The organism is Amycolatopsis sp. FU40, from assembly GCF_021903635.1.
GTDB lineage: Bacteria > Actinomycetota > Actinomycetes > Mycobacteriales > Pseudonocardiaceae > Amycolatopsis > Amycolatopsis dendrobii.
The window spans coordinates 3,688,828-3,708,989 of sequence record NZ_CP091381.1 but is presented as its reverse complement, the minus strand read 5'-3'; the positions used below and the strand labels follow the sequence as shown (position 1 = coordinate 3,708,989).

17 protein-coding genes are annotated in these 20,162 nt (G+C 71.1%); 6 read left to right on the top strand and 11 right to left on the bottom strand.

Translation table 11 applies throughout. The features are described 5' to 3' along the window. Positions 1–65 precede the first annotated feature (65 nt). From L3Q65_RS17890 to L3Q65_RS17870, 5 genes are all read right to left on the bottom strand, one after another. Entirely contained in the window at positions 66–1,580 is a 1,515-nt protein-coding gene (locus L3Q65_RS17890; RefSeq protein WP_237600302.1) for a glycosyltransferase family 39 protein, read from the bottom strand. A 5-nt stretch (positions 1,581–1,585) separates the two neighbouring features. Then, the gene (locus tag L3Q65_RS17885; RefSeq protein ID WP_182895289.1) at positions 1,586–2,323 is read right to left on the bottom strand and encodes an ABC transporter permease; all 738 of its coding nucleotides are present in this window, start codon (positions 2,321–2,323) and stop codon (positions 1,586–1,588) included. Between the two features lie 13 nt (positions 2,324–2,336). After that, positions 2,337–3,242, bottom strand: coding sequence for an ABC transporter ATP-binding protein (locus L3Q65_RS17880; protein WP_182895288.1), 906 nt, complete (start codon positions 3,240–3,242; stop codon positions 2,337–2,339). A 71-nt stretch (positions 3,243–3,313) separates the two neighbouring features. After that, positions 3,314–4,069, bottom strand: a complete 756-nt coding sequence (locus L3Q65_RS17875) for a class I SAM-dependent methyltransferase (protein ID WP_182895287.1) — start codon at positions 4,067–4,069, stop codon at positions 3,314–3,316. Between the two features lie 81 nt (positions 4,070–4,150). Continuing rightward, positions 4,151–4,669, bottom strand: a complete 519-nt coding sequence (locus L3Q65_RS17870) for a DUF402 domain-containing protein (RefSeq protein WP_182895286.1) — start codon at positions 4,667–4,669, stop codon at positions 4,151–4,153. 114 nt (positions 4,670–4,783) lie between these two features. Here L3Q65_RS17870 and L3Q65_RS17865 point away from each other — a divergent pair, with 114 nt between their 5' ends. The 4 genes from L3Q65_RS17865 (at position 4,784) to L3Q65_RS17850 (ending at position 9,291) form a co-directional block, all read left to right on the top strand. After that, positions 4,784–6,151, top strand: coding sequence for a DUF5685 family protein (locus tag L3Q65_RS17865; protein WP_237600301.1), 1,368 nt, complete (start codon positions 4,784–4,786; stop codon positions 6,149–6,151). Between the two features lie 230 nt (positions 6,152–6,381). Next, on the top strand, positions 6,382–8,541 hold the full coding sequence (gene uvrB, locus L3Q65_RS17860) for an excinuclease ABC subunit UvrB (RefSeq protein WP_304504566.1): 2,160 nt from the start codon (positions 6,382–6,384) through the stop codon (positions 8,539–8,541). 28 nt (positions 8,542–8,569) lie between these two features. After that, a complete protein-coding gene (locus L3Q65_RS17855; RefSeq protein ID WP_182895284.1) occupies positions 8,570–8,842 on the top strand; it encodes a type II toxin-antitoxin system VapB family antitoxin in 273 nt (90 codons plus the stop codon). Beyond that, positions 8,839–9,291, top strand: a complete 453-nt coding sequence (locus L3Q65_RS17850; RefSeq protein ID WP_237600300.1) for a type II toxin-antitoxin system VapC family toxin — start codon at positions 8,839–8,841, stop codon at positions 9,289–9,291. Before L3Q65_RS17855 ends, L3Q65_RS17850 begins: the two co-directional genes overlap by 4 nt. A gap of 124 nt (positions 9,292–9,415) precedes the next feature. Here L3Q65_RS17850 and L3Q65_RS17845 read toward each other — a convergent pair whose 3' ends face one another. From L3Q65_RS17845 to L3Q65_RS17835, 3 genes are read right to left on the bottom strand one after another with little or no spacing between them, the layout of a single operon-like run. Beyond that, a complete protein-coding gene (locus L3Q65_RS17845; RefSeq protein WP_182895282.1) occupies positions 9,416–10,171 on the bottom strand; it encodes an enoyl-CoA hydratase/isomerase family protein in 756 nt (251 codons plus the stop codon). A gap of 26 nt (positions 10,172–10,197) precedes the next feature. Further along, complete coding sequence (locus tag L3Q65_RS17840; RefSeq protein WP_182895281.1) at positions 10,198–11,136, bottom strand: ABC transporter permease; 939 nt, start codon at positions 11,134–11,136, stop codon at positions 10,198–10,200. Further along, on the bottom strand, positions 11,133–14,000 hold the full coding sequence (locus L3Q65_RS17835; protein ID WP_237600299.1) for an alpha/beta fold hydrolase: 2,868 nt from the start codon (positions 13,998–14,000) through the stop codon (positions 11,133–11,135). Before L3Q65_RS17835 ends, L3Q65_RS17840 begins: the two co-directional genes overlap by 4 nt. A gap of 468 nt (positions 14,001–14,468) precedes the next feature. Between L3Q65_RS17835 and L3Q65_RS17830 the strand changes: the two genes are divergently transcribed. Both L3Q65_RS17830 and L3Q65_RS17825 read left to right on the top strand, forming a co-directional pair. Continuing rightward, a complete protein-coding gene (locus L3Q65_RS17830) occupies positions 14,469–15,434 on the top strand; it encodes a TerC family protein (RefSeq protein WP_237600298.1) in 966 nt (321 codons plus the stop codon). Between the two features lie 38 nt (positions 15,435–15,472). Beyond that, positions 15,473–17,401 carry a S9 family peptidase gene (locus L3Q65_RS17825; RefSeq protein WP_237600297.1) on the top strand — a complete coding sequence of 643 codons (1,929 nt, stop codon included), beginning with the start codon at positions 15,473–15,475 and terminating at the stop codon, positions 17,399–17,401. Here the strand turns inward: L3Q65_RS17825 and L3Q65_RS17820 are convergent. From L3Q65_RS17820 to L3Q65_RS17810, 3 genes are all read right to left on the bottom strand, one after another. Then, the gene (locus L3Q65_RS17820; RefSeq protein WP_101439344.1) at positions 17,394–18,050 is read right to left on the bottom strand and encodes an RES family NAD+ phosphorylase; all 657 of its coding nucleotides are present in this window, start codon (positions 18,048–18,050) and stop codon (positions 17,394–17,396) included. The two genes, L3Q65_RS17825 and L3Q65_RS17820, sit on opposite strands and share 8 nt — an antisense overlap. 89 nt (positions 18,051–18,139) lie before the next feature. Continuing rightward, on the bottom strand, positions 18,140–18,721 hold the full coding sequence (locus L3Q65_RS17815; RefSeq protein ID WP_182895277.1) for a DNA-binding protein: 582 nt from the start codon (positions 18,719–18,721) through the stop codon (positions 18,140–18,142). A gap of 419 nt (positions 18,722–19,140) precedes the next feature. Continuing rightward, positions 19,141–20,118, bottom strand: a complete 978-nt coding sequence (locus tag L3Q65_RS17810; protein WP_182895276.1) for a LacI family DNA-binding transcriptional regulator — start codon at positions 20,116–20,118, stop codon at positions 19,141–19,143. Between the last annotated feature and the right edge of the window lie 44 nt (positions 20,119–20,162).

Sequence of the window (20,162 nt, the reverse complement as noted above, 5' to 3'; positions counted from 1 at the left end):
GGGGGCTGGCCTCGCCCGCACCCTACGGGCGAGGCCTGGCGCCGTCCCACTGCGGGTGCCGCCGGTCAAGCCCCGGTGTTCGCCAGCTCGGGCCAGATTTCCGCCCACGACCGCAGCCGCGCGGTGGCCAGCCACATCGGGGTGCCGTCGAGCACACTCGGCTTCGCGGTCCCGGTCGTGACCGCGCCGACCGGCTCGAGATGGGCGAAGCGCCCGAGCAACGGCCGGGGATCGGCCCCGACGAAGAGGACGTCGCGCGCCGAATCGGGCGGGACGGCCAGCGTCGCGTACCCGCGGTTCGGACTGGTCGGTTCGGGCAGGCCGAGTGCGGGGCCGTAGCGGTCGAGCGCGCTCGCGGTCCAGTAGGTCTCGCCGACGATCGCGGTGTGTGCCGGGTCGGGCACACTGTGGAACGCCTTGGCGACCGATTGCGCGGCTTCCGGCCAGCCGACCTCGCCGAACGAGAAGGCAGGCGTCGGCAGCGACGGGTTCTTCTCGACCCAGGAATGCGGCCAGACCGGCAGCGCGGCAGGCAGCATCACCAGCGCGGAGAGCACGAAGACCGGCCACGTCGGGATCCAGCGCCACCATCGCGACGCCTGTCCCTTCTCGAGTTCCACCGCCGCGACGGCCCAGCACGGCGCGAACATGCCCGCGATGTAGTACGACCGGCCGTTCACCGCGATGAACACCACGGCGAGCGCGAGCGTGGTCCAGGCGAGGAAGCGGTAGGAGCGGAGCTGCGGCGAACGCAGCAGCCGCCACAGGCCGTAGCCGAGCAACGCGACCCCGACCGGGACTCCGGCGAGCAGCAGCACCTGGGGGATCCAGGTCAGCCGCCCGCCCCAGGACTCGCCGACCTCGTTCGAGATCGCCGCGCCCATGCCGAGCTGCGGCCAGCCGTGCTGGGCCTGCCACACGAGCGTCGGGACCAGCGCCAGCGCGGCGATCGCCGCACCGGCCCACAGCAGCGGGCGGCGCAGCAGTTCGCGCGGACCGCAGATCAGCAGCGCGATTCCGGCGACGATCCAGAAGCCGCCGATCAGGAACTTCACGTACATCGCGAGCGCGGTGACGATTCCGGCCCACAGCAGCGGGCCGTCGCGCCGGGTGCGAATCCAGCGGACGATCAGCCAGAGCAGGACGGTCCAGAGGAACGGGTCCAGGGTCGACGTCGCCAGGTAGTGCCCGCCTGCCAGGAAGTTCGTGCAGGCGGCGAAGGTCGCGGCGGTGATCGCCTGGGCGCGGGTGCGGCCGCCGAGCTCACGGGCGATGAGCGCGGCGAACACGACGCCCGCGAGCGTCGCCAGCATCGCCGGGATCCGCAGGACGAACAGCGAATCCGGCGCGATGGTGTCCATCGCGCGGGCGAGCAGCGGCAGCATCGGCGGCTGGTCCACGTAACCCCAGGCCAGATGCCGTCCGGCGGCGAGGAAGTACAGCTCGTCGCCGAAGTAGCCGTAGTTGTTCGCGGTGAGCACCAGCGGCACCGCCATCAGCGCGGCGATGCCGAACACGGGCATCCGGGCGAACGGCGCGACCGGGCGGGCCGTCGTGGCTTCTTCCTGTGTCGTGGTCATCGGGCTCACTCCCAGCGGAAGAATCGGGCGGCGAGCGTCGAGCACACGATGGCGACCACCGCGAGCGCGATCATGGACAGCAGTCGCGGCGCGTGTCCGGCGGCGGTGTCGCGCAGGCTGCCGAGCGTCGCGCCGAGCGGCAGGACGTCGGCGATGTGCTGCAACACCGGCGACAGCTGCTCCTTCGGGACCCACACGCCGCCGAGCGCGAGCATCGGGAAGAACACTGCCGCGCCGAGTCCGTTCGCCGCGCGGCCGGTCGGCGCGAACGCGGCGAGCAGCGTGCCCACCGAGAACAGCGACACCGCGCCCAGCAGCACGACCGCGACGAACCCGCCGGGGTTCTTCGGCAGCGCCATGCCGAGCGCGATCGTGCCCACCCCCACGACGAGCACGATCGCGACCGCGGCGATGGCGAGGTTCACCAGCAGTTGCGCGGCGAGCAGCCGCGACGGCGGCACCGGGCTCGCCGCAAGCCGCTTCAGCACGCCTTTCTCCCGGTGCGCGGCCATCGCGCCGGGGAACAGGTTCAGCGCGAGGATCCCGAGCAGGATCGCCACCGCCATCGGCGCGATCAGGGTGGCCAGCGACGACTGGCCGCCGTGCTCGGCGCTCGGTTCGCGCGACCCCGGCATCAGCCCGAACACCAGCACCAGCGCCAACGGGATCCCGAGCACCACGGCGGGCGCGCCCGGATCGCGGAGGAAGATCTTCGCCTCGGCGACGGTCAGCTTCGACAGCACTTCCGGTTCCCCCTCAGTCCAGTTTCCGGCCGGTCAGCGCGACGAACGCGTCGTCGAGGCTGGCCTGCTCCACCCGCAGATCGCCCGCGACGACGTCGGCGCGGGCGAGGAACGACGTCACCGCCTGCAGCGCGCCTTCCCCGCCGGTCACCACGAGATGCGCGCCGTTCCGCTCGGCCTTCAGCACGCTCGGCAGCCCGGCCAGTTCCCGCGGGTCGACCGGCGCGGACGGGCGGAACCGGATGCGCTGCTCCCCGCCGACTCGGCCGACCAGCCCCGCCGGGGTGTCGATCGCGACGACGCGCCCGGCGTCGATCACCGCGATCCGGTCGCACAGCCGTTCCGCCTCCTCCATGAAGTGCGTGACGAGCACGACCGTCACGCCTTCCGCGCGGACGGCTTCGACGAGGTCCCAGGTGTCGCGGCGGGCCTGCGGGTCGAGACCGGTGGTCAGTTCGTCGAGCACCACCACCTCGGGGCTGCCGACCAGGGCGAGCGCGATCGACACGCGCTGCTGCTGGCCGCCGGAAAGCTTGCGGTAGAAGGTGTTCCGCTGTCCGGCGAGCCCGAGCAGCGCCATGAGGCGTCCCGGATCGGCCGGGGTGCGGTACATCGCGGCGAACAGGTCGAGCACCTCGCCGACGCGCAACCGGTCGGGCAGCTGGCTTTCCTGCAGTTGGACGCCGAGGCGCTGACGCAGCTCTCGGACGTCTCGCCGCGGGTCGAGTCCCAGCACCGAAACGGTGCCGCCGTCGGGGGAGCGCAGGCCCTCGACGCATTCCACCGTGGTCGTCTTGCCCGCGCCGTTGGGGCCGAGGATCCCGAAGATCTCGCCCTGCTCGACGGTGAACGAAACGTCTTCCACGGCTGTCTTCTGCCGATAGCGTTTATGGAGGTTCCGCACCTCGATGACCGGCATTGCCTGGGATTCCCCTCTCGAATCGCAGCGGTTGCTGCCTTCGAGAATCCCGGCTGGAGGGGCCTATCGGATCAGCGGAACGGCGCGACTTCCGGTCCACCGGCTGTCCGCCGCGCATCCACCGATCGGTGGATGCGGAAGTAGATCATCGGGTTGTCGCGCCCGGTGTGCACGGCGCTGTCGACGCCGAGTTCGCGCCGGAGTTCGTTGAGGCAAGCGTACGCGTGTTTCGCGCGGGCGCGGGCCGCGGTGAAGTACGGAGTCCGCGTTTTTTCCAGCCAGCGCACCACTTCGGCGCCTTCGGTGAACGGCAGCGGGGCGGCGCGGTGGAACACGTCGTGCACGCTCACCGCGGCGTCGATCTTCGGGAAGACATCGGAGAGGTACCACTTCGCGAAGCGCGCGCGGTGGTCGGCGTCGATGAAGAGATAGTCCACATCGGACAGCAGATCGGGGGCGATGGTGCGCGCGTCGCCCTGGCGGAACTCCCAGCGACCCTTGGCCAGCGCGCGCGGGACGGTCTTCGTGGCGTTGCCGACGAGGTCGATCGTGGTCAGCTCGCCGGCGTCGTTGTCCGCGAGCGCGCGGAGGATCCAGCTCGTCGACCAGCCGTGCAGCGAACCGATCTCCACGACTTTCTCCGGGCGCAGGTGCCGCAGGAGCAGGTAGGTGATCTCCGCTTCGACGTCGTCCAGCTGCGTCTTCATCGCCGGATGCGCGCGGCGGTGCGCCCGCTGGGCGTCTTTCGCGGCGCGCAACGCTTCGGTGTGCTCGCGATAGAGCGAGCGGACGAGGTCGAGCGTCACCTGGTGTGCGGTTCGTTCCATGCCGCTGATCGTGGCCGGGCGAGCCGCTGCCGGTAATCCGGCTGACCGCCGGGCGGGGGTGGGGAATTCCCCCGTTCCCGGTTATGGATGCCTGCGCCAGCCGAGTGTCATGTCCTTTGCGGACAGCCAGGCGGCGAGGTCGTATCCGTGCGCGGCGAGGCCCTCGACCGCAGCGTAGGCGACTTCGAGCGCGTACTCGCCTTCTTGCTGGGAGAGCAGGTTCCCGGCGACGGCGGCGAGCAGCTCGTCGGTGTCGATCACCCGGACCGAGATCTTGTCCTTGAGCACGAGGTCGAGGTAGAGGTCGGTGGCGACCCAGCGCGGGCCGTCGCGGTGCACGCGCACGACGTCGAGGTAGAAGTCCTGGTCGCGTTCGTGGCCGGGGCTGAACCAGAAGTCGGTGATCCGCAGCCCGAGCCCCGGCAGCAGCCACGATTCGAGGTAGTGGAACTGCGCCCGCCCCGGCGTCGGCCGCGCCAGGTACAGGCCGAACGGCTCCTCGCGGAACTCCTCCACGTCGCGGCGGATGCCCTTGTTGTCGATGTTCACGCGGGCGGCCGGGTCGAACGTCTCGACCTTGGGCGGGTGCAGATCGGTCATCCGCCCATCCTGCCTTGTCCGCGCGCTTCGCGAGAATCGCCGGAAAACCGGTTAGGGGCCCGGTCGCGGGGCTAAAGTTCGCGAGTCATTCGGTTCTCCTGGGGGTACGCGCGCATGTTCGGGATCATCAGACCCTGCCGGCACCGGCTGGCCGGCCGCCTCCACGCGGACTGGATGGCACACCTGTGCGGCCTCTGCCTCGCGCTGCGCGACCAGCACGGGCAGTTCGCCCGGGTCGTGACGAACTACGACGCGCTGATCGTTTCGGCGCTGGTCGAGGCACAAACGCCGAGCGGACCCCGGCGTGCCGCGGGACCGTGCCCGCTGCGGTCGATGCGCCCGGCGTCGGTCGCGGTCGGCGACGGCGCCCGGCTCGCCGCGGCGGTGTCGCTGGTGCTGGCTTCGGCGAAGGTGGACGACCACGTCGCCGACCGGGACGGCGCTTTCGCCCGGCGCCCGGTGGCGGGAGCGGCGCGGCTGGTCGCGCGGCGCTGGGCCGCGCAGGGCGGGCGGACGGGCGCGGGCATCGGCTTCGACACCGCGGTCCTGACCGAAGCCGTCGGCCGGCAGGGCGAGCTGGAACGCGCGATTCGCGCCGGGGACTCGCCGTTGCTGGCGACCGAACCGGCCGAGCTGGCGTCGTCCGCGGCGTTCGCGCAGACCGCGGTGCTGGCCGGACGCCCCGGCAACCGCGCGCCGCTCGCCGAGGCCGGACGGCTGTTCGGCCGGGTGGCGCACCTGCTCGACGCGGTCGAGGACCTGGCTGCGGACGCGGCGTCCGGCTCCTGGAATCCGTTGCTGGCCACGGGAACCGCGCTGGACGAGGCGCATCGGCTGTGTTCGGACGCGGTGCTCGGGGTCGAACTGGCGTTGCGCGAGGCCGAGTTCGCTGATTCGGCGTTGGTGCACGCGCTGCTGGTGCACGAGCTCCGGCAGGCGGTGCGACGGGCGTTCGGGCATCACCACCTGCACGGCCAGCAGCCGCCGCCCGGGTGGATCGGGCCGGGACCAGCGCCGCAGCAGTCGCCGTACGGGCCGGGGATCGGGGCGCCCGGGCAGCCGGGGCTGCCGCCTGCGTACGGGCCTCCGCCGGGTTACGGGCCGCCGCACGGTTACGGGGCTCCGCCGCCGGGGTACGGACCTGCTGGAATGCCTGGGCCCGGCGGTCCTCCCGGACCTGGCGGGCCCGGTGGCCCGGGCGGTCCGGACGGTCCCGAACCGCCGGAGGGCGGGGGCTCCCTGGACGGCAAGGGCGGCGGCTGCTGGGCGCCGAAGTTCGCGGTCCCGCCGAAACGCCGGAACTTCTTCGCGGGCTGCGCGATCGCGACGTACATGTGCTGCTCGTGCCAGTTCTGCTGCCGCGACCCGTACCCGGGCCCCTGGAGCGGCGAACCGAACGGCGCCAGCTGCGACTGCGGCTGTGACTGCTGCAGCGGGTGCGACTGCGACTGCTGCGGCGGATGCGACTGCTGCAGCTGCTGAACATTCACCATGGGCACCGACACCGGTGAAATGCCCGTTGTGTCACCGGCTGGTTGGTTCTTGGGCAACGACCCCGGCGCTCGGCTGCCGGGCCCGCCCGCCGCCGGTGCGGGCCCGCGAGGTCCGGCGGCCCGGCAGCCGCGTCCCCCGAGCCTCCGGTTGGGGAGAGGATCCCCAGCTCACACCGGCCGTCGCGGAAATTGTCGGTGCCCCGGCCTACCCTGGTTCCCGTGGCTTTCGCAACCGAACACCCCGTCCTCGCCCAGTCCGACTTCCGCCCCGTCTCCGAGGTGCCTCGCGCCGGCGGCCGGTTCGAGGTCGTCAGCGAGTACCAGCCCGCGGGCGACCAGCCCGCGGCCATCGACGATCTCGAACGCCGGATCAAGGCGGGCGAGAAAGACGTCGTGCTGCTCGGCGCCACCGGCACCGGCAAATCGGCCACCACCGCGTGGCTGATCGAACGCGTCCAGCGGCCCACGCTCGTGATGGCCCCGAACAAGACGCTGGCCGCGCAGCTGGCCAACGAGCTGCGCGAGCTGTTCCCGCACAACGCGGTCGAATACTTCGTCAGCTACTACGACTACTACCAGCCCGAGGCGTACATCGCGCAGACGGACACCTACATCGAGAAGGACTCGTCGATCAACGACGACGTCGAGCGGCTGCGCCACTCCGCCACGATGAATCTGCTCTCGCGGCGCGACGTCATCGTCGTCGCGTCCGTGTCCTGCATCTACGGCCTCGGCACCCCGCAGTCCTACCTCGACCGGTCCACGAAGCTGGAGGTCGGCGGCACGGTGGAGCGCGACGTGCTGCTGCGCGCGCTGGTCGACGTGCAGTACTCGCGCAACGACATCGCCTTCGCGCGCGGCACGTTCCGCGTCCGCGGCGACACGGTGGAGATCATCCCGGCGTACGAGGAGCTGGCGATCCGCGTCGAGTTCTTCGGCGACGAGATCGACAAGCTGTACTACTTGCACCCGCTCACCGGCGACATCGTGCGCGAGGTCGACGAGGTCCGGATCTTCCCGGCCACGCACTACGTCGCCGGGCCGGAGCGGATGGAGAAGGCGATCCGCGGCATCGAGGCCGAGTTGGAAGAGCGGCTGGCCGAGCTGGAGAAGCAGGGCAAGCTGCTGGAGGCCCAGCGGCTGCGCATGCGCACCGCCTACGACATCGAGATGATGCGCCAGGTCGGCTTCTGCTCCGGCATCGAGAACTACTCGCGGCACATCGACGGCCGCGGCGCGGGTTCCGCCCCCGCCACGCTGATCGACTACTTCCCGGAAGACTTCCTGCTGGTCATCGACGAATCGCACCAGACGGTGCCGCAGATCGGCGGCATGTACGAGGGCGACATGAGCCGCAAGCGCAACCTCGTCGACTACGGGTTCCGGCTGCCGAGCGCGGTCGACAACCGGCCGCTGACCTGGGAGGAGTTCTCCGACCGGATCGGGCAGACGGTGTACCTGTCGGCGACGCCGGGCCCGTACGAGATGGGCCGGACCGGCGGCGAGTTCGTCGAGCAGGTCATCCGGCCCACCGGGCTGGTCGACCCGAAGGTGGTCGTGAAGCCCACCGAGGGGCAGATCGACGACCTGGTGCACGAGATCCGCGAGCGCGCGGACAAGGACGAGCGCGTCCTGGTCACCACGCTCACCAAGAAGATGGCCGAAGACCTCACGGACTACCTGCTGGAGCTGGGCATCCGGGTCCGGTACCTGCACTCGGAGGTCGACACGCTGCGCCGGGTCGAGCTGCTGCGCCAGCTGCGCGCGGGCGACTACGACGTCCTGGTCGGCATCAACCTGCTGCGCGAGGGCCTCGACCTGCCCGAGGTGTCGCTCGTCGCGATCCTCGACGCGGACAAGGAAGGCTTCCTGCGCAGCGGAACCTCGCTGATCCAGACCATCGGCCGCGCGGCGCGGAACGTGTCCGGCGAGGTCCACATGTACGCGGACAAGATCACCGATTCGATGCAGTACGCCATCGACGAGACCGACCGCCGCCGCGCCAAGCAGGTCGCCTACAACGAGGAGCGCGGCCTCGACCCGCAGCCGCTGCGGAAGAAGATCGCCGACATCCTCGACCGCGTCTACAACGAAGCGGAAGACTCCGACGAGGCGGTCGCGGTCGGCGGTTCGGGCCGCAACGCCTCGCGCGGCAAGAAGCCGGAACAGGGCGACCGGGTCCGCAGCTCGGGCATGCTCACCGACAAGAACGTGTCGTCGATGCCGCGTGCCGAACTGGCCGATCTGATCCAGCAGATGACCGACCAGATGATGCAGGCCGCCCGCGACCTGCAGTTCGAACTGGCCGCCCGGCTGCGCGACGAGGTCTCCGACCTGAAGAAGGAACTGCGGGGGATGGACGCGGCAGGAATTAAGTAGTTACACCATAGCCGGGTACCATTCCACCATGGCTTTGAATATCAAAGATCCGGAAACGGAGCGCCTGGCCGCCGAGGTGGCCGAGCTGACCGGCACCACCAAAACCGGCGCGGTCCGCGATTCGCTGCGGATCATGCGGGACCGGCTGCTCGCGCAGCGGAGCGCGGAGCAGAACGCGGACGACTTCGTGCGCTTCTTGCAGGACGAGATCTGGCCGCAGGTCTCGGCGGAGAACCGGGGCAAGCCGGTCAGCAAGGCCGAGCGCGAGGAAATCCTTGGCTACGGGCCAGGTGGCGTGTGATCATCGACAGTTCCGCGGTAGTGGCGGTCCTCCTGGGCGAACCGCTGGCGGTGCCGATCGCCCGGGCGATCGGCGGCGCGGAGGAATGCCGGATCGGGGCGCCGACGCTGGCGGAGACCTCGATCGTGCTGACGCACAAGGAAGGCGAGCGAGGCGCGACGCTGCTGGCTTCGTTTCTGCAGCGGCGGCGGTTCGACATTCTCACGTTCGGCGAGGCGCACTGGCGGACCGCGCAGACCGCATACCTGCGGTACGGCAAAGGCAGGCATCCCGCAGCGCTGAATTTCGGCGACTGCCTCACCTATGCGGCCGCCAAGCTCGCCGGAGAACCGCTGCTCTGCATCGGCGACGACTTCCCGCAGACCGACCTGGAGCTGGTCAAGCTGGAGAGAACTGACCGGATCCGTGACAACGAGCGGCCCCCGACCCGGGGGTGCGCTCCGAACTGAGGCACCCCCGGTTTCCCGGACCCTCGCTTCGACTTTCACAGAAACATGCGCCCGAAGCAATGGGTGCGCGGGCAGAGCCGAGGCAAGAAAGTCTCCCGTTCCCGCGCACGGCCCGGGCGGCAGGTCAGTGCTTCAGCACCTTCTCCACGTACGCCTTCACCGCCGCGAGCGCCGGTTCGGACCGCCACAGCCGCTCCACCTGTGCGTCGTCGGACACGCGGTTCTCCGCGATCCGCTGGTGATACGGCTGGCGCAGCTGCTGCTTCGTGTGCGCGAACGCCTCCGCGGGCAGTTCGCCGAGGCGGGCGGCCAGTTCGCGGGCCCGGCCGAGCAAGTCCTCGCTCGCCACGACCTCGTCGACCAGGCCGCGGGGGAGTGCGTCGGGCATGGTGACCGTCGCGCCGCTGTAGATGAGGGACGGCAGCGGCGTCGTGCCGTAGGTGCAGCGCAGGATTTCCAGCGCCGACAACGGGAACGGCACGCCCACCAGCAGCTCCGTCACGCCGATGCGGCCGGGGCCGTCCGCGGCGATCCGGTGGTCGCACGCCGCGGCTAGCACCATGCCGCCCGCGATGGCGTGGCCGTTCACCGCCGCCACCACCGGGCGCGGGAAGCCGAACACGGCGAGGAACGCGTCCGACAACGCGGGCAGGAAATCGCCGACGTAGCGCGCGCCGCCCTCGTCGAGCGCCACCAGGTCCACTCCGGCGGAGAACATGTCGCCGGATCCGGTGAGCACGACCGCGCGCGCCCCGGCGGCGTCGGCCTCTTCGAGTCTGATCACCAGCTCTTTGCAGGTGGCGGTGTCGAGGGTGTTGCCGCGCCCGTGGTCGAGGGTCACGAGTGCGACGCCGGCGTCGAGTTCCAGGTGGATCGTCACGCGCCGAACCGTACCGGACGTCCGCCTCAGCTGGTGACGTCCTTGCGTGCGAACCGGCGGCCCGCCAGCAGCAGGAACACCGTCGTGTAGATGACCGAGGACAGCACCCCGCTGGCCAGGTTCGTCCAGTCGATGTCGGTGGAGATCAAGTCGATCCAGGCGAACGAGTAATGCGTCGGCAGATAGTTCCGCAACCCTTCCAAAGCGGTGATCTGGTCGAGGATCTGCGACAGGATCGCCACCAGCACCGTCCCGCCGACCGCGCCCAGCGGAGCCTCCGTCGACACGCTCAGCAGCAGCGCGAGCCCGGCGACCCAGGCCAGCTGCACCACGATGTACACAGTGGACATCAGCAGCGCGAGCAGGCTGTCGCCGAAGCTGACCGCGTCGCCGGTGGGGCTGATCGCGTCGCCCGCGCCGTACCAGATGATGCCGACCAGCAGCGAAACCACCGGCAGCAGCACCAGCGCGGCGATCGACAGCAGCCCGGACACCGCGGCCTTCTGCCGCAGCAGCCGGTGCCGCGGCACCGGGATCGCCAGCAGGTACTTCAGGCTCGACCACGACGATTCGCTCGCGATCGTGTCGCCGAAGAACAACGCGACGATCATCGGCAGCAGGAACGTGCCGGACACGAAGAACGCGAGCACCACGAAGTTCGGCGCGCTCGCCGTCGCGAGGTCCACGAACCCGCCGGAGCGGCGGTTCGGATTCGACTGCCCGATCTGGAACGCCACCACGAGGATGAACGGCAGCACCGCGACGAACGCCAGCACCAGCTGGGTCCGCCTGCGGCGCAGCTGCCGTTTCAGCTCCACGCTCAGCCGCAGCGTCCGGTCGGCCCGGTAGCCCGCGACCGCGCCGTCCGGGCCGACCTCGGCCGGTTCCGCGGTGGCCAGGTCGCTCAGCTCCTGCAGTGCGGCCGGGTCGGTGTGCACCCCGCCGGAACCGTTGCCCTCGCTCATGAATTCTCTCCCACCAGCTGCAGGAACGCGTCCTCGAGCCGTCGGCGCGGCCCTGCCTGCTCGACCGCGACCCCGGCGCGCACGAGCGCCGCGACCGCGTCGGCGCGCGGCAGCCCGTCGAGATTCGCGTGCACCAGATCGCCCTCGGTCTCGATGTCCGACACCCCGCCGACGCTCTTGAGCGCCGCCGCGGCCGCCGCCGGGTCGCCGACCCGGAACGTGGCCTCGCCGCTCGAGGCCGCCAGCTCGCCGACCTCGCCCGAGGCGACGAGCCTCCCGCGGTGCATGACCACCACGTGCGAACACGTCTGCTCGACCTCGGCCAGGAGATGGCTCGAGACGACGACGGTGCGCCCGGTGGCGGCGTAGCGCTGCAGGACCTCCCGCATCTGGTGGATCTGCGGCGGGTCGAGCCCGTTGGTCGGTTCGTCGAGCACCATCAGCTCCGGCAGCCCGAGCATCGCCTGCGCGATCGCGAGCCGCTGCCGCATGCCCTGGCTGTAGGTCTTCACCCGCCGGTGCACCGCGTCGCCGAGCCCGGCGATCTCCAGCGCCTCGGTGAAATGCGCCTTCTCGACCGGCCGCCCGGTCGCCGCCCAGTACAGCTCCAGGTTCGCCTTGCCGGACAAGTGCGGCAGGAATCCGGACCCCTCGACGAAGGACCCGATCCGCGAAAGCACCGGAGCGCCCGGCGTGATCCGGTGGCCGAACACGCGGATCTCGCCCGCGCTCGGCGTGATCAGGCCCATCAGCATCCGCAACGTGGTCGTCTTGCCCGCGCCGTTCGGGCCGAGCAGGCCGAGCACCTGGCCCGGTTCGACGCGGAACGACAGGTCCGACACGGCGGTGAACCCGCCCGCGTACTGCTTGCGCAGCCCCTTGATCACCAGCGGGGTGTCCGCGAGTTCCGGGTCGACGTCGTGCGCCCGGCGGCGGCGGATCGCCGCGACCACGACGACCGCGATCGCGACCAGCAGCGTCGCGCCGATGCCGATCAGCTGCCCGACCGGAAGGGGAGCGCCGACCGACGCGCCGGGCACCACCGGGACGGCGAGCGCCGCGCCCGGAGCGAGCCCGACCCGGAACACTCCCGGCTGCGTCGGCACCGAGTACGCCTGGTCCGTCGTCCCCACGACGAGCCGCAGCGAATGCCCGGAGTCGATCGGCCGCACGACGCCCGGCAGCGTCACCGTGACGTCGACCGGCGTGCCGTCCGCGGGCAGTCCGGTGACCCGGAAGGGCGCGACCGCGTTCGCGGGCAGCACCCGGGTGCCGTCCTGGCCGACGTCGTACAGCTTCGCGAACAGCACCGCTTCCGGCTGCGGATGCGCCGGGTCGGTCGCGACCTGCAACCGGACCGTGCTCGAACCGGACAGCAGCACCTGGCTGTCGAACGGCGCGGTGCCGAACTGCGCGGCCTGCCCCGGCGGGTCGCTGCTGAACAGCGGAGCCAGCCGGGAGGTGCCCGCCGCGAGCCCGTTGAGCCCCGGAATTCCGCTCACCGCGGCCGGATTCGCGCCCGCGGGCCGGACGATCGGCTGCGCCGGACCGGTGAGCGCCACCTGCTTCCGCTCGGCACCGGTGCCGTCGAGCCCGGGGTACGCGGCGGCGTTGACCGTCCGCACCGACGGGGTTCCGTTGGCGCGCAACGTGCCTTGGACGTCGTAGCTGAATCCGCGGCCGGGGTCGCCCTGACCGGTGAGCGACGACCACAGGAAGTCGCCGATCTTCGCGCGCAACTGCGGTCCGGGGATGCCGCCGTCGTGGCCGCCGGTGTACCAGATCGTGCGCACCGGCCCGCCCGCCGCGGTGATCTGCCGCGCGGTGGCGTCGGACTGGTCGAGCCCGAACAGCGTGTCGCTCTCGCCCTGCACGAGCAGTGTCGGCACGGTGATCTTGCCGGTGACCGACGAGGGCGAGACGCGGTGCAGCAGCGCGACCGTCTCCGGGCTGGCCTTGCCGGTGGTCGCGAGTTCCGAGTACGCCTTGCACACCGCCGCGGTGAACCGGCCGCACGGATCCGCGGACGGCCGCTCCGCCCGTGCGCCAGCCGGTGGCGCGGCGGCTTGCGGCGCGGTGCCGCCGCTGTTCCCCGCGGTGCTGCCGTTGTCGTTGGTCTTCTGTCCCGCTTCCGGCGCTTCGGCGGACGGCGTGCTCGCCGCGGCCGCGCCCGAACCGGCGGAGAAGAAGATGCCCGCCCAGCTCTTCTTGAAGACGCCGTCCGGCGAGAAGGCACCGGCCGCCGGGGTCTTCGCCGACGGCGCAGCCGACGCCGCGGCGTTCGGCACGAGAGCCTGGCCGAGGTCGTTGTAGGTGATCACTGGTGCGAGCGCGCGCACCCGGTGGTCGGTCCCGGCGAGCAGCAGCGACAGCGAGCCGCCGTACGACGCTCCGGTCACCCCGATCTCGCGCTGGCCGTCGGCGCCGGTCGCCACTTCGGGACTTGCCGTCAGCCGGTCGACCAGCCGTCGTGCGTCGGCGACCTCGCCGTCGGGGTCGTTCAGCCCGATTTTGCCGGTGCTGTGCCCGAATCCGCGCGCGGACCAGGCGAGCACCACGAACCCGCGCTGGGCCAGTTCGCGCGCCTGCGGGTCCACACTGGACTTGTCGCCGCCGAAGCCGTGCGCGAGCAGCACGGCGGGCGCGGGCGTGTGTTCGGGGTAGTAGGTCGTCGTGTCGATCCGGACCTGATCGGGGGAACCGGGTGCGGCGGGCATCGCGACGAACGCGTCCTGGGTCCGGACCGGTGCGGGACCGCGGTCGCGGGTCGCCCAGACGGTCACCGCGGCCGCGGCGACCAGCACCACGGTGGCGACGGCGACGAGCCGGGAACCGCGGGTGCGGGGAAACGGGATTCGGGGCACGAAGCGACGTTATGACTATTTTCCTGAGAACGGGCATGCGGGCTAACACGGATCAGACACGGTTCACCCGCCCGGTGCCGTTCTCGCGAGCGGCGATGCCGGTTCTGCCCGGCATCGCCACGCACGAGCCCCGACCTCGCCTTGTTGCCCCCAGCGCCTCCGATTCCGCATCCGCGGTGGTTCGACTGTGCGGAGAGTGTCCGGATCCGGCCGGTTCGCCCGTCCGATGCCCGGAGTGATGAAGAAAACACGGCCGGTCCGGTGACGTAGGCAACCCCGGCTGGCGTTCGCAGCGCGTAACCGGCAGACTGAACGCGCTGTGAGGGGAGTATTCCTTCGCGGCGGTGTCGTCAGCACGGTGACCCGGGCGAGTCATTCGCCGAGGTCCCCGGCACCGTCGGCCGGTCTCGCACCGGCGGGAGAGACCTCCGGTTAGTTGCTGCTGCGCACTATCCGGAGGTTTCAGATATGACCGTCCCCCTGTGGCTGTGGTTCGCGACAGTCGGCGGGCTGCTCGCGCTGATCGCCATCGACCTGGTGATCGTCGACCACAAGCCGCACGAGGTGACCACCGGCGAGGCCGCGCGCTGGGTGATCTTCTACATCGCCTGCGCCGTCCTGTTCGGAGCGGGCATCTGGTTCTTCGCCGGGCACGACCCCGGGGTCCAGTTCTTCACCGGGTACATCACCGAGTACTCGCTGAGCGTGGACAACCTGTTCATCTTCATGATCATCATGACCTCGTTCAAGGTGCCCGCGATCCACCAGCACCGCGTGCTGCTCGTCGGCATCCTGCTCGCGCTGGGCATGCGGAGCGTGTTCATCGCGGTCGGCGCGGCGCTGATCAACCAGTTCGTCTGGGTGTTCTTCGTCTTCGGCGCGGTGCTCGTCTGGACCGCGATCAGCATGCTGCGCGGCAACGGCGACGAGGAGGAGTACCACGAGAACGCGCTCACCCGCTGGGTGCGCAAGCTCTTCCCGGTCACCGACGACTACCGCGGCCACAAGTACCTGGTGAAGGAAGACGGCAAGCGGAAGATCACCCCGATGCTGCTGGTGATCGTCGCGATCGGCTCGGCCGACCTGCTGTTCGCGGTGGACTCCATCCCCGCGATCTTCGGCATCACCCAGGAGGCGTTCCTGGTCTTCACCGCGAACGCGTTCGCGCTGATGGGCCTGCGGCAGTTGTACTTCCTGCTCGGCGGGCTGGTCACGAAGCTGGTGTACCTCAGCTACGGCCTCGCGGTGATCCTCGCCTTCATCGGCGCGAAGCTGGTGGTGCACGCGCTGCACGAGTACCACCTCGCGCCGGACTGGCTGGACATCAGCAACTGGATGTCCCTCGGCGTCATCGTCGTCGTCCTCACCGTGACCACGGTGCTGAGCCTGGCGAAGGCCAAGCGCGACGAACGGCGGGCGGTCGAGGCCAAATAGGTCGTTTGCCTTGCTAAGGATCGGGTACGGTCGTCGGCATGCGTCCTGCCGACATCGAAGTCCTCGCCGTCCCCGGCCGTCCCGCGCTGCGCGGTGACCTCCTGCTCGCCGCGGTGAGCAGTCCCGACCTGGAAACCGACCAGTACCGCAGCGCGATCCGGCGGATCTCGCTCTCCGGCGGCGAAACGCCGTGGACGCAGGGGCCGCGCGACTCGTCGCCGGCGATCTCGCCGGACGGCCGGTGGGTCGCGTTCCTGCGCGCCGGCGAAGGCAAGGGCGCCGAGGGCAGCCCGCAGGTGCACGTGATGCCCGTCGACGGCGGCGAATCCCGGAAGCTCACTTCGCTGCACCTCGGTGCGGACGCGCCGGTGTGGGCTCCGGATTCGCGCTGGCTCGCGTTCACCGCGCGGGAGGCCGAGCCGGGCCGCTACGGCACCGAGGACGCCGACGAGCGCACACCGGAGCCCGCCGCCGAGGCGCCGCGGCTGATCACGCGGCTCGACTACCGCATCGACAACGTCGGTTTCCTGCGTGACCGGCCGAAGCGGCTGTTCGTGCTCGACACCTTCGAGGAGGGCGAGCCGGAAGCGGTGACGCCGCGCGACTACAGCGTCAGCCAGCCGGTCTGGACGCCGGACGGCGAGCGCGTCGTCGTGATCGTGCCGCACGACTTCGACCGGATCGAAACGCGCGAGCACGACCTCGTCGCGTTTCCGGTCGACGGTGGCGCCCCCGAGGTCCTGGCCGCCTGCGCCGGGTATGCCGATCAGCCGGTGTACGCGCCGGACGGCACGCTCTACTTCTTCGGCACGTCTCATGAGGACGGTGTCGTCGTCGCCTCCAATACCGGGCTGTACGCGGTCGTTCCGGACGGGAAACCGCGGCGGCTGACCGATGTGGAGACCGTGGACATCGAGAGCGGCTCCGGCCCGGCGGTTCCGCTGGGCGACGAGGTGCTGGTCGCCGTGCGCAATCGGGGTGCGGTGGAACTGCGCGCGATCGCGACGGACGGCGACGGTGCGAAGTTCGACGACTTGCGTGTGCTGCATGCCGGGCATTCGGCAGTCCACGGATTCGCGGCGGACGGCGGCACTGTCGTCGCGGTTGTGGCCGGTTTGGACACTGCGGGCGAGCTGGTGGTGCTTGGCGCGGACAGTCCGCGCACGCTCACCGATTACTCGAAGCCGTTGCGCGACAAGGGTCTTTGCGAGGTCGTGGAGCTCGAGACGACCGCGCCGGACGGCTACCCGGTGCACGGCTGGCTCGTCCTTCCGGAAGGCGAGGGGCCGCACCCGGTGCTGCGCGTGGTGCACGGCGGGCCGTTCGCCCAGCAGGAATGGACGGTGTTCGACGAGGCGCAGGTGTACGCGTCGGCCGGGTTCGCGGTCGTGCTCGGCAATCCGCGCGGCTCGGCCGGATACGGGCAATCGCACGGTACTTCGGTCGTGCACAACATGGGCACCGTCGACGTCGACGACGTGCTCGCGCTGCTCGACAAGGCGCTGGAGCGGCCGGACCTCGACGCGTCGCGGACCGGCATGATGGGCGGGTCCTACGGCGGGTTCATGACGAGCTGGGTCGCCGCGAAGCACCCGGACCGGTTCCGCGCGGCGTGGAGCGAGCGCGCGGTGAACGCGTGGGATTCCTTCGCGGGCAGCTCCGACATCGGCTACTACTTCACCGAGGGCTACGTCGGCGCGGACCCGGAGGAACAGCGTCGCCGCAGCCCGCTCAGCTACGCCGCGGACATCCGGATCCCGTTCGCCGTCGTGCACTCCGAGCAGGACTGGCGGTGCCCGCTGGAGCAGGCGCAGCGGCAGTTCGTGGCGCTGCGCCAGGCCGGGGTCGAGACGGAATTCCTGCTGTTCCCGGGAGAGGGGCACGAGCTGACGCGCTCGGGCAAGCCGCGGCACCGGGTGCAGCGGTTCGAGGCGGTGCTGGCCTGGTGGGCCCGGCACCTCAGCTGAGCAGCGTGTAGTTCAGCTCCTCGCACACCCGCCCGAGCGGCACGTCGAGCCCCGGATGGTCCAGCGGAAGCAGGACGTCCGGGGCGATCGGCAGCGCCGCGCCCGCGGGCGGGTCCCACAGGCACACCGAGGGCTTGCCCGCGTCCATCGACGAGCGGTACCAGAGCCCGTCGAGGTCCGGCATCGCGCCGCGGATCGCCCGCGCCCACGCCTGGGTGATCTTCTTCGGGCCGCTGGAGATCTCCTGCGACGCGCCGACCCGGGTCGGCCACAACCCGGTGAGGTCGAGCAGCCGAAGCACGCGCGTCGGGCGCACCACGACCAGCCGCGGGCCGCGCGTCGTGCGGTCCACCGTCGAGGTCGTCTGGAACACCTCGGCGACGCTCGTGCGCACGGTCAGGCCGAAATACAGCACGCCGTTGCCCGGGTCGGTGACCGGGCGGCCGCCGCGGCCGGGCGTCTGCTGGTCGAACCGGCCGTGCGGGAGCGGGCCGGTGTAGCGGAAGGTGTTCCACTGCTGCGGATGGTTGCCGTGCGCGGTGAAGATGCGGACCAGCCGGGTCTCGGGCTGCACCGAAACCACGTCGTGGCTGCGGTCGAGCCCCTTGACCAGAGCCGACCGCGCCGGAGGCGAGGGGAGCCGGGCCATGCGGGGGAGGTTGTCCGTCCTGTGTCGGGGCAGGGGGCGGGCCTGCGCCGCGGTGGGCGGGCGGTGCGCAGGCGGGGAAGGTCAGCGGGTCAGAACGGCGAGCCGAGCGTGGCGACGAGCCGGGCCACCTGCTCGGGGTCGCCGCCGGCGAGCAGCCACTGCCGCGGCGTGGCCGGCCGGTCGCTGATCACCAGGTCGGGCTGCGGGGTGTTCATGAACGCCGCGACGACCAGCGCGGGCTGGTCCTCGGGGACGGCGCGCAGCACGGTCTCGAGGCCGGGCAGCACGCCCGCGCCGTTGAACTGCCACGCGGGCAGCCGCCAGCCCTGGTCCTTCCAGCCGGTGAGCCTGCCTTCCTTGAGGCGGTGCCGGATCCGGCTGTCGTCGACGTTCAGCATCTCGGCGGCCTGGCCGACCGAGAGCGCGGAGTCGGCGAGCACGGCGTGCGCGGCGACGGTGCGCGCGCGGAAGTCCGGTTCGCCCTCGTCGCGCGGGCTCAGATCGAGCCCCGCGTCGGTCAGCGCGGCCTGCTGGTCGGGGGAGAAGTAGTGCGAGGGGTCGGGGTTGGGCGGCGACAGCCTGCGGGCCGCGTCCTCCACGAGCGTGAGAAACTCGTTCGCGTCGGCTTTGAGGCCGGCTCTTGCGAGAACGTTCTCCAGCGCTATCGACATACGCTCAGCCTAGCGCGTGTGTGCGGGTTCGTGCGGTTTCTCGCCTTTTTGTGGGTGAATTCACCAAAGATCGACACGCATCGCACAGAAGTCAACACGATGCGTAGGCGAGTTCGGGACAGTCTGCCCCGCACCGGGTGGCTTGTCCAGGCTTTCGAGTGCTTGACACTCCCGGACCGCCGATTTACGTTGCGAACGAGTAATCGGTTTCCCGCCCTCGGGTGCGGCCCGTGCTCCGCCGTCCGCGGCGGAAGCTGGGGGGACAGGGGGTGGGGCGTGCCTGGCGGCTCGGCGGATCTCCGCCGGGCCGCCAGGCACGTCGTTTCCCTCGGATTCCGTTTTCGGCCTGGGTCTGCTCGCCGGATTTCGCCGCGCGCCGGGGCTGGATCCTTGCGCCGCCGGTTTCCCGGCGCGGCCGGTCAGCGGTGCGAGCTTTGCCGGTCGATCAGCTGCGCGTCCAGCGTCGTGGTGACCGGTTCGCGGGTGCTGTCGGCGATGCGGGCCAGCAGCAATTGCGCGGCGACCCGGCCGATCTCGTACGCGGGCTGAGCCACGACCGTCAGCGGCGGGTCGATCAGCGTCGTCCACGGGGCGTCGTCGAACGAGACGATGCCGATGTCGCGACCGGCCCGCAGGCTCCGCTCCGCGAGCGCCTCCAGAACGCCGATCGCCATGGTGCTGTTGGCGACCAGCAGCGCGTCCGGCGGCACCGGCTGGTCCAGCAGGTCCCCGGCGGCGTGGCGCGCGCCTTCCGCGCGGTACTCGGCGCGGCGGAAGATCGCGTTCTCCTCGCCGACCGCGTCGAAGTAGCCGGACAGCCGGTCGTCGGCGGTGCGCACGCCGGGCGGGCCGGTCAGGCACGCCACCCGCCGGTAGCTGTTCGCGACGAGATGCCGGGTCGCCTGCCGGGCGGCGCGCCGGGTGTCGACGAGGACCTGGTCGCCGTCGGTGCCGGGCAGCGGCCGGTCGACCGCGACCACCGGGATGCCGAGCCGGCGCAGCCGCGTGACGCTCGTGGCCGGGCCGGTGGGGGAGAGCAGCACGCCCGCGACGCGTTCCTGGAGCGCGACGTCGAGGTACCGGCGTTCCTTGTCCTCGTTCTCGTCGGAATTGCAGAGCACGACCGAGTACCCCGACACCTGCGCGAGATCCTCGACCCCGCGCGCGATCGAGGTGAAGAACGGGTTCTCGACGTCGGAGATGATCAGCGCGAGCACGGCGGTCTCCTGGCGGCGCAGGTTTCTCGCCAGTCCGTTCGGGTGATAGCCGAGCTCCTCGGCGGCCTCCAGCACCCGGGCGGCCAGCTCGGGGTCCACTGTGGACTTGCCGTTCAGTGTCCGCGACACCGTGGCGGTCGAGACGCCTGCCCTGGCGGCGACGTCGCTGATCGTGGCCACCGAGCCTCCTCGTCCTGGCTTCCTTGACACCCCGGTGAGCGCAG

Bases quoted from the DNA above. Each gene is read 5' to 3' on its own strand.
- L3Q65_RS17890 (WP_237600302.1), bottom strand. From the start codon at position 1,580: ATGACCACGACACAGGAAGAAGCCACGACGGCCCGCCCGGTCGCGCCG.
- L3Q65_RS17880 (WP_182895288.1), bottom strand. From the start codon at position 3,242: ATGCCGGTCATCGAGGTGCGGAACCTCCATAAACGCTATCGGCAGAAG.
- L3Q65_RS17830 (WP_237600298.1), top strand. From the start codon at position 14,469: ATGACCGTCCCCCTGTGGCTGTGGTTCGCGACAGTCGGCGGGCTGCTC.
- L3Q65_RS17840 (WP_182895281.1), bottom strand. From the start codon at position 11,136: ATGAGCGAGGGCAACGGTTCCGGCGGGGTGCACACCGACCCGGCCGCA.
- L3Q65_RS17875 (WP_182895287.1), bottom strand. From the start codon at position 4,069: ATGGAACGAACCGCACACCAGGTGACGCTCGACCTCGTCCGCTCGCTC.
- L3Q65_RS17855 (WP_182895284.1), top strand. From the start codon at position 8,570: ATGGCTTTGAATATCAAAGATCCGGAAACGGAGCGCCTGGCCGCCGAG.
- L3Q65_RS17820 (WP_101439344.1), bottom strand. From the start codon at position 18,050: ATGGCCCGGCTCCCCTCGCCTCCGGCGCGGTCGGCTCTGGTCAAGGGG.
- L3Q65_RS17825 (WP_237600297.1), top strand. From the start codon at position 15,473: ATGCGTCCTGCCGACATCGAAGTCCTCGCCGTCCCCGGCCGTCCCGCG.
- L3Q65_RS17870 (WP_182895286.1), bottom strand. From the start codon at position 4,669: ATGACCGATCTGCACCCGCCCAAGGTCGAGACGTTCGACCCGGCCGCC.
- L3Q65_RS17815 (WP_182895277.1), bottom strand. From the start codon at position 18,721: ATGTCGATAGCGCTGGAGAACGTTCTCGCAAGAGCCGGCCTCAAAGCC.
- L3Q65_RS17865 (WP_237600301.1), top strand. From the start codon at position 4,784: ATGTTCGGGATCATCAGACCCTGCCGGCACCGGCTGGCCGGCCGCCTC.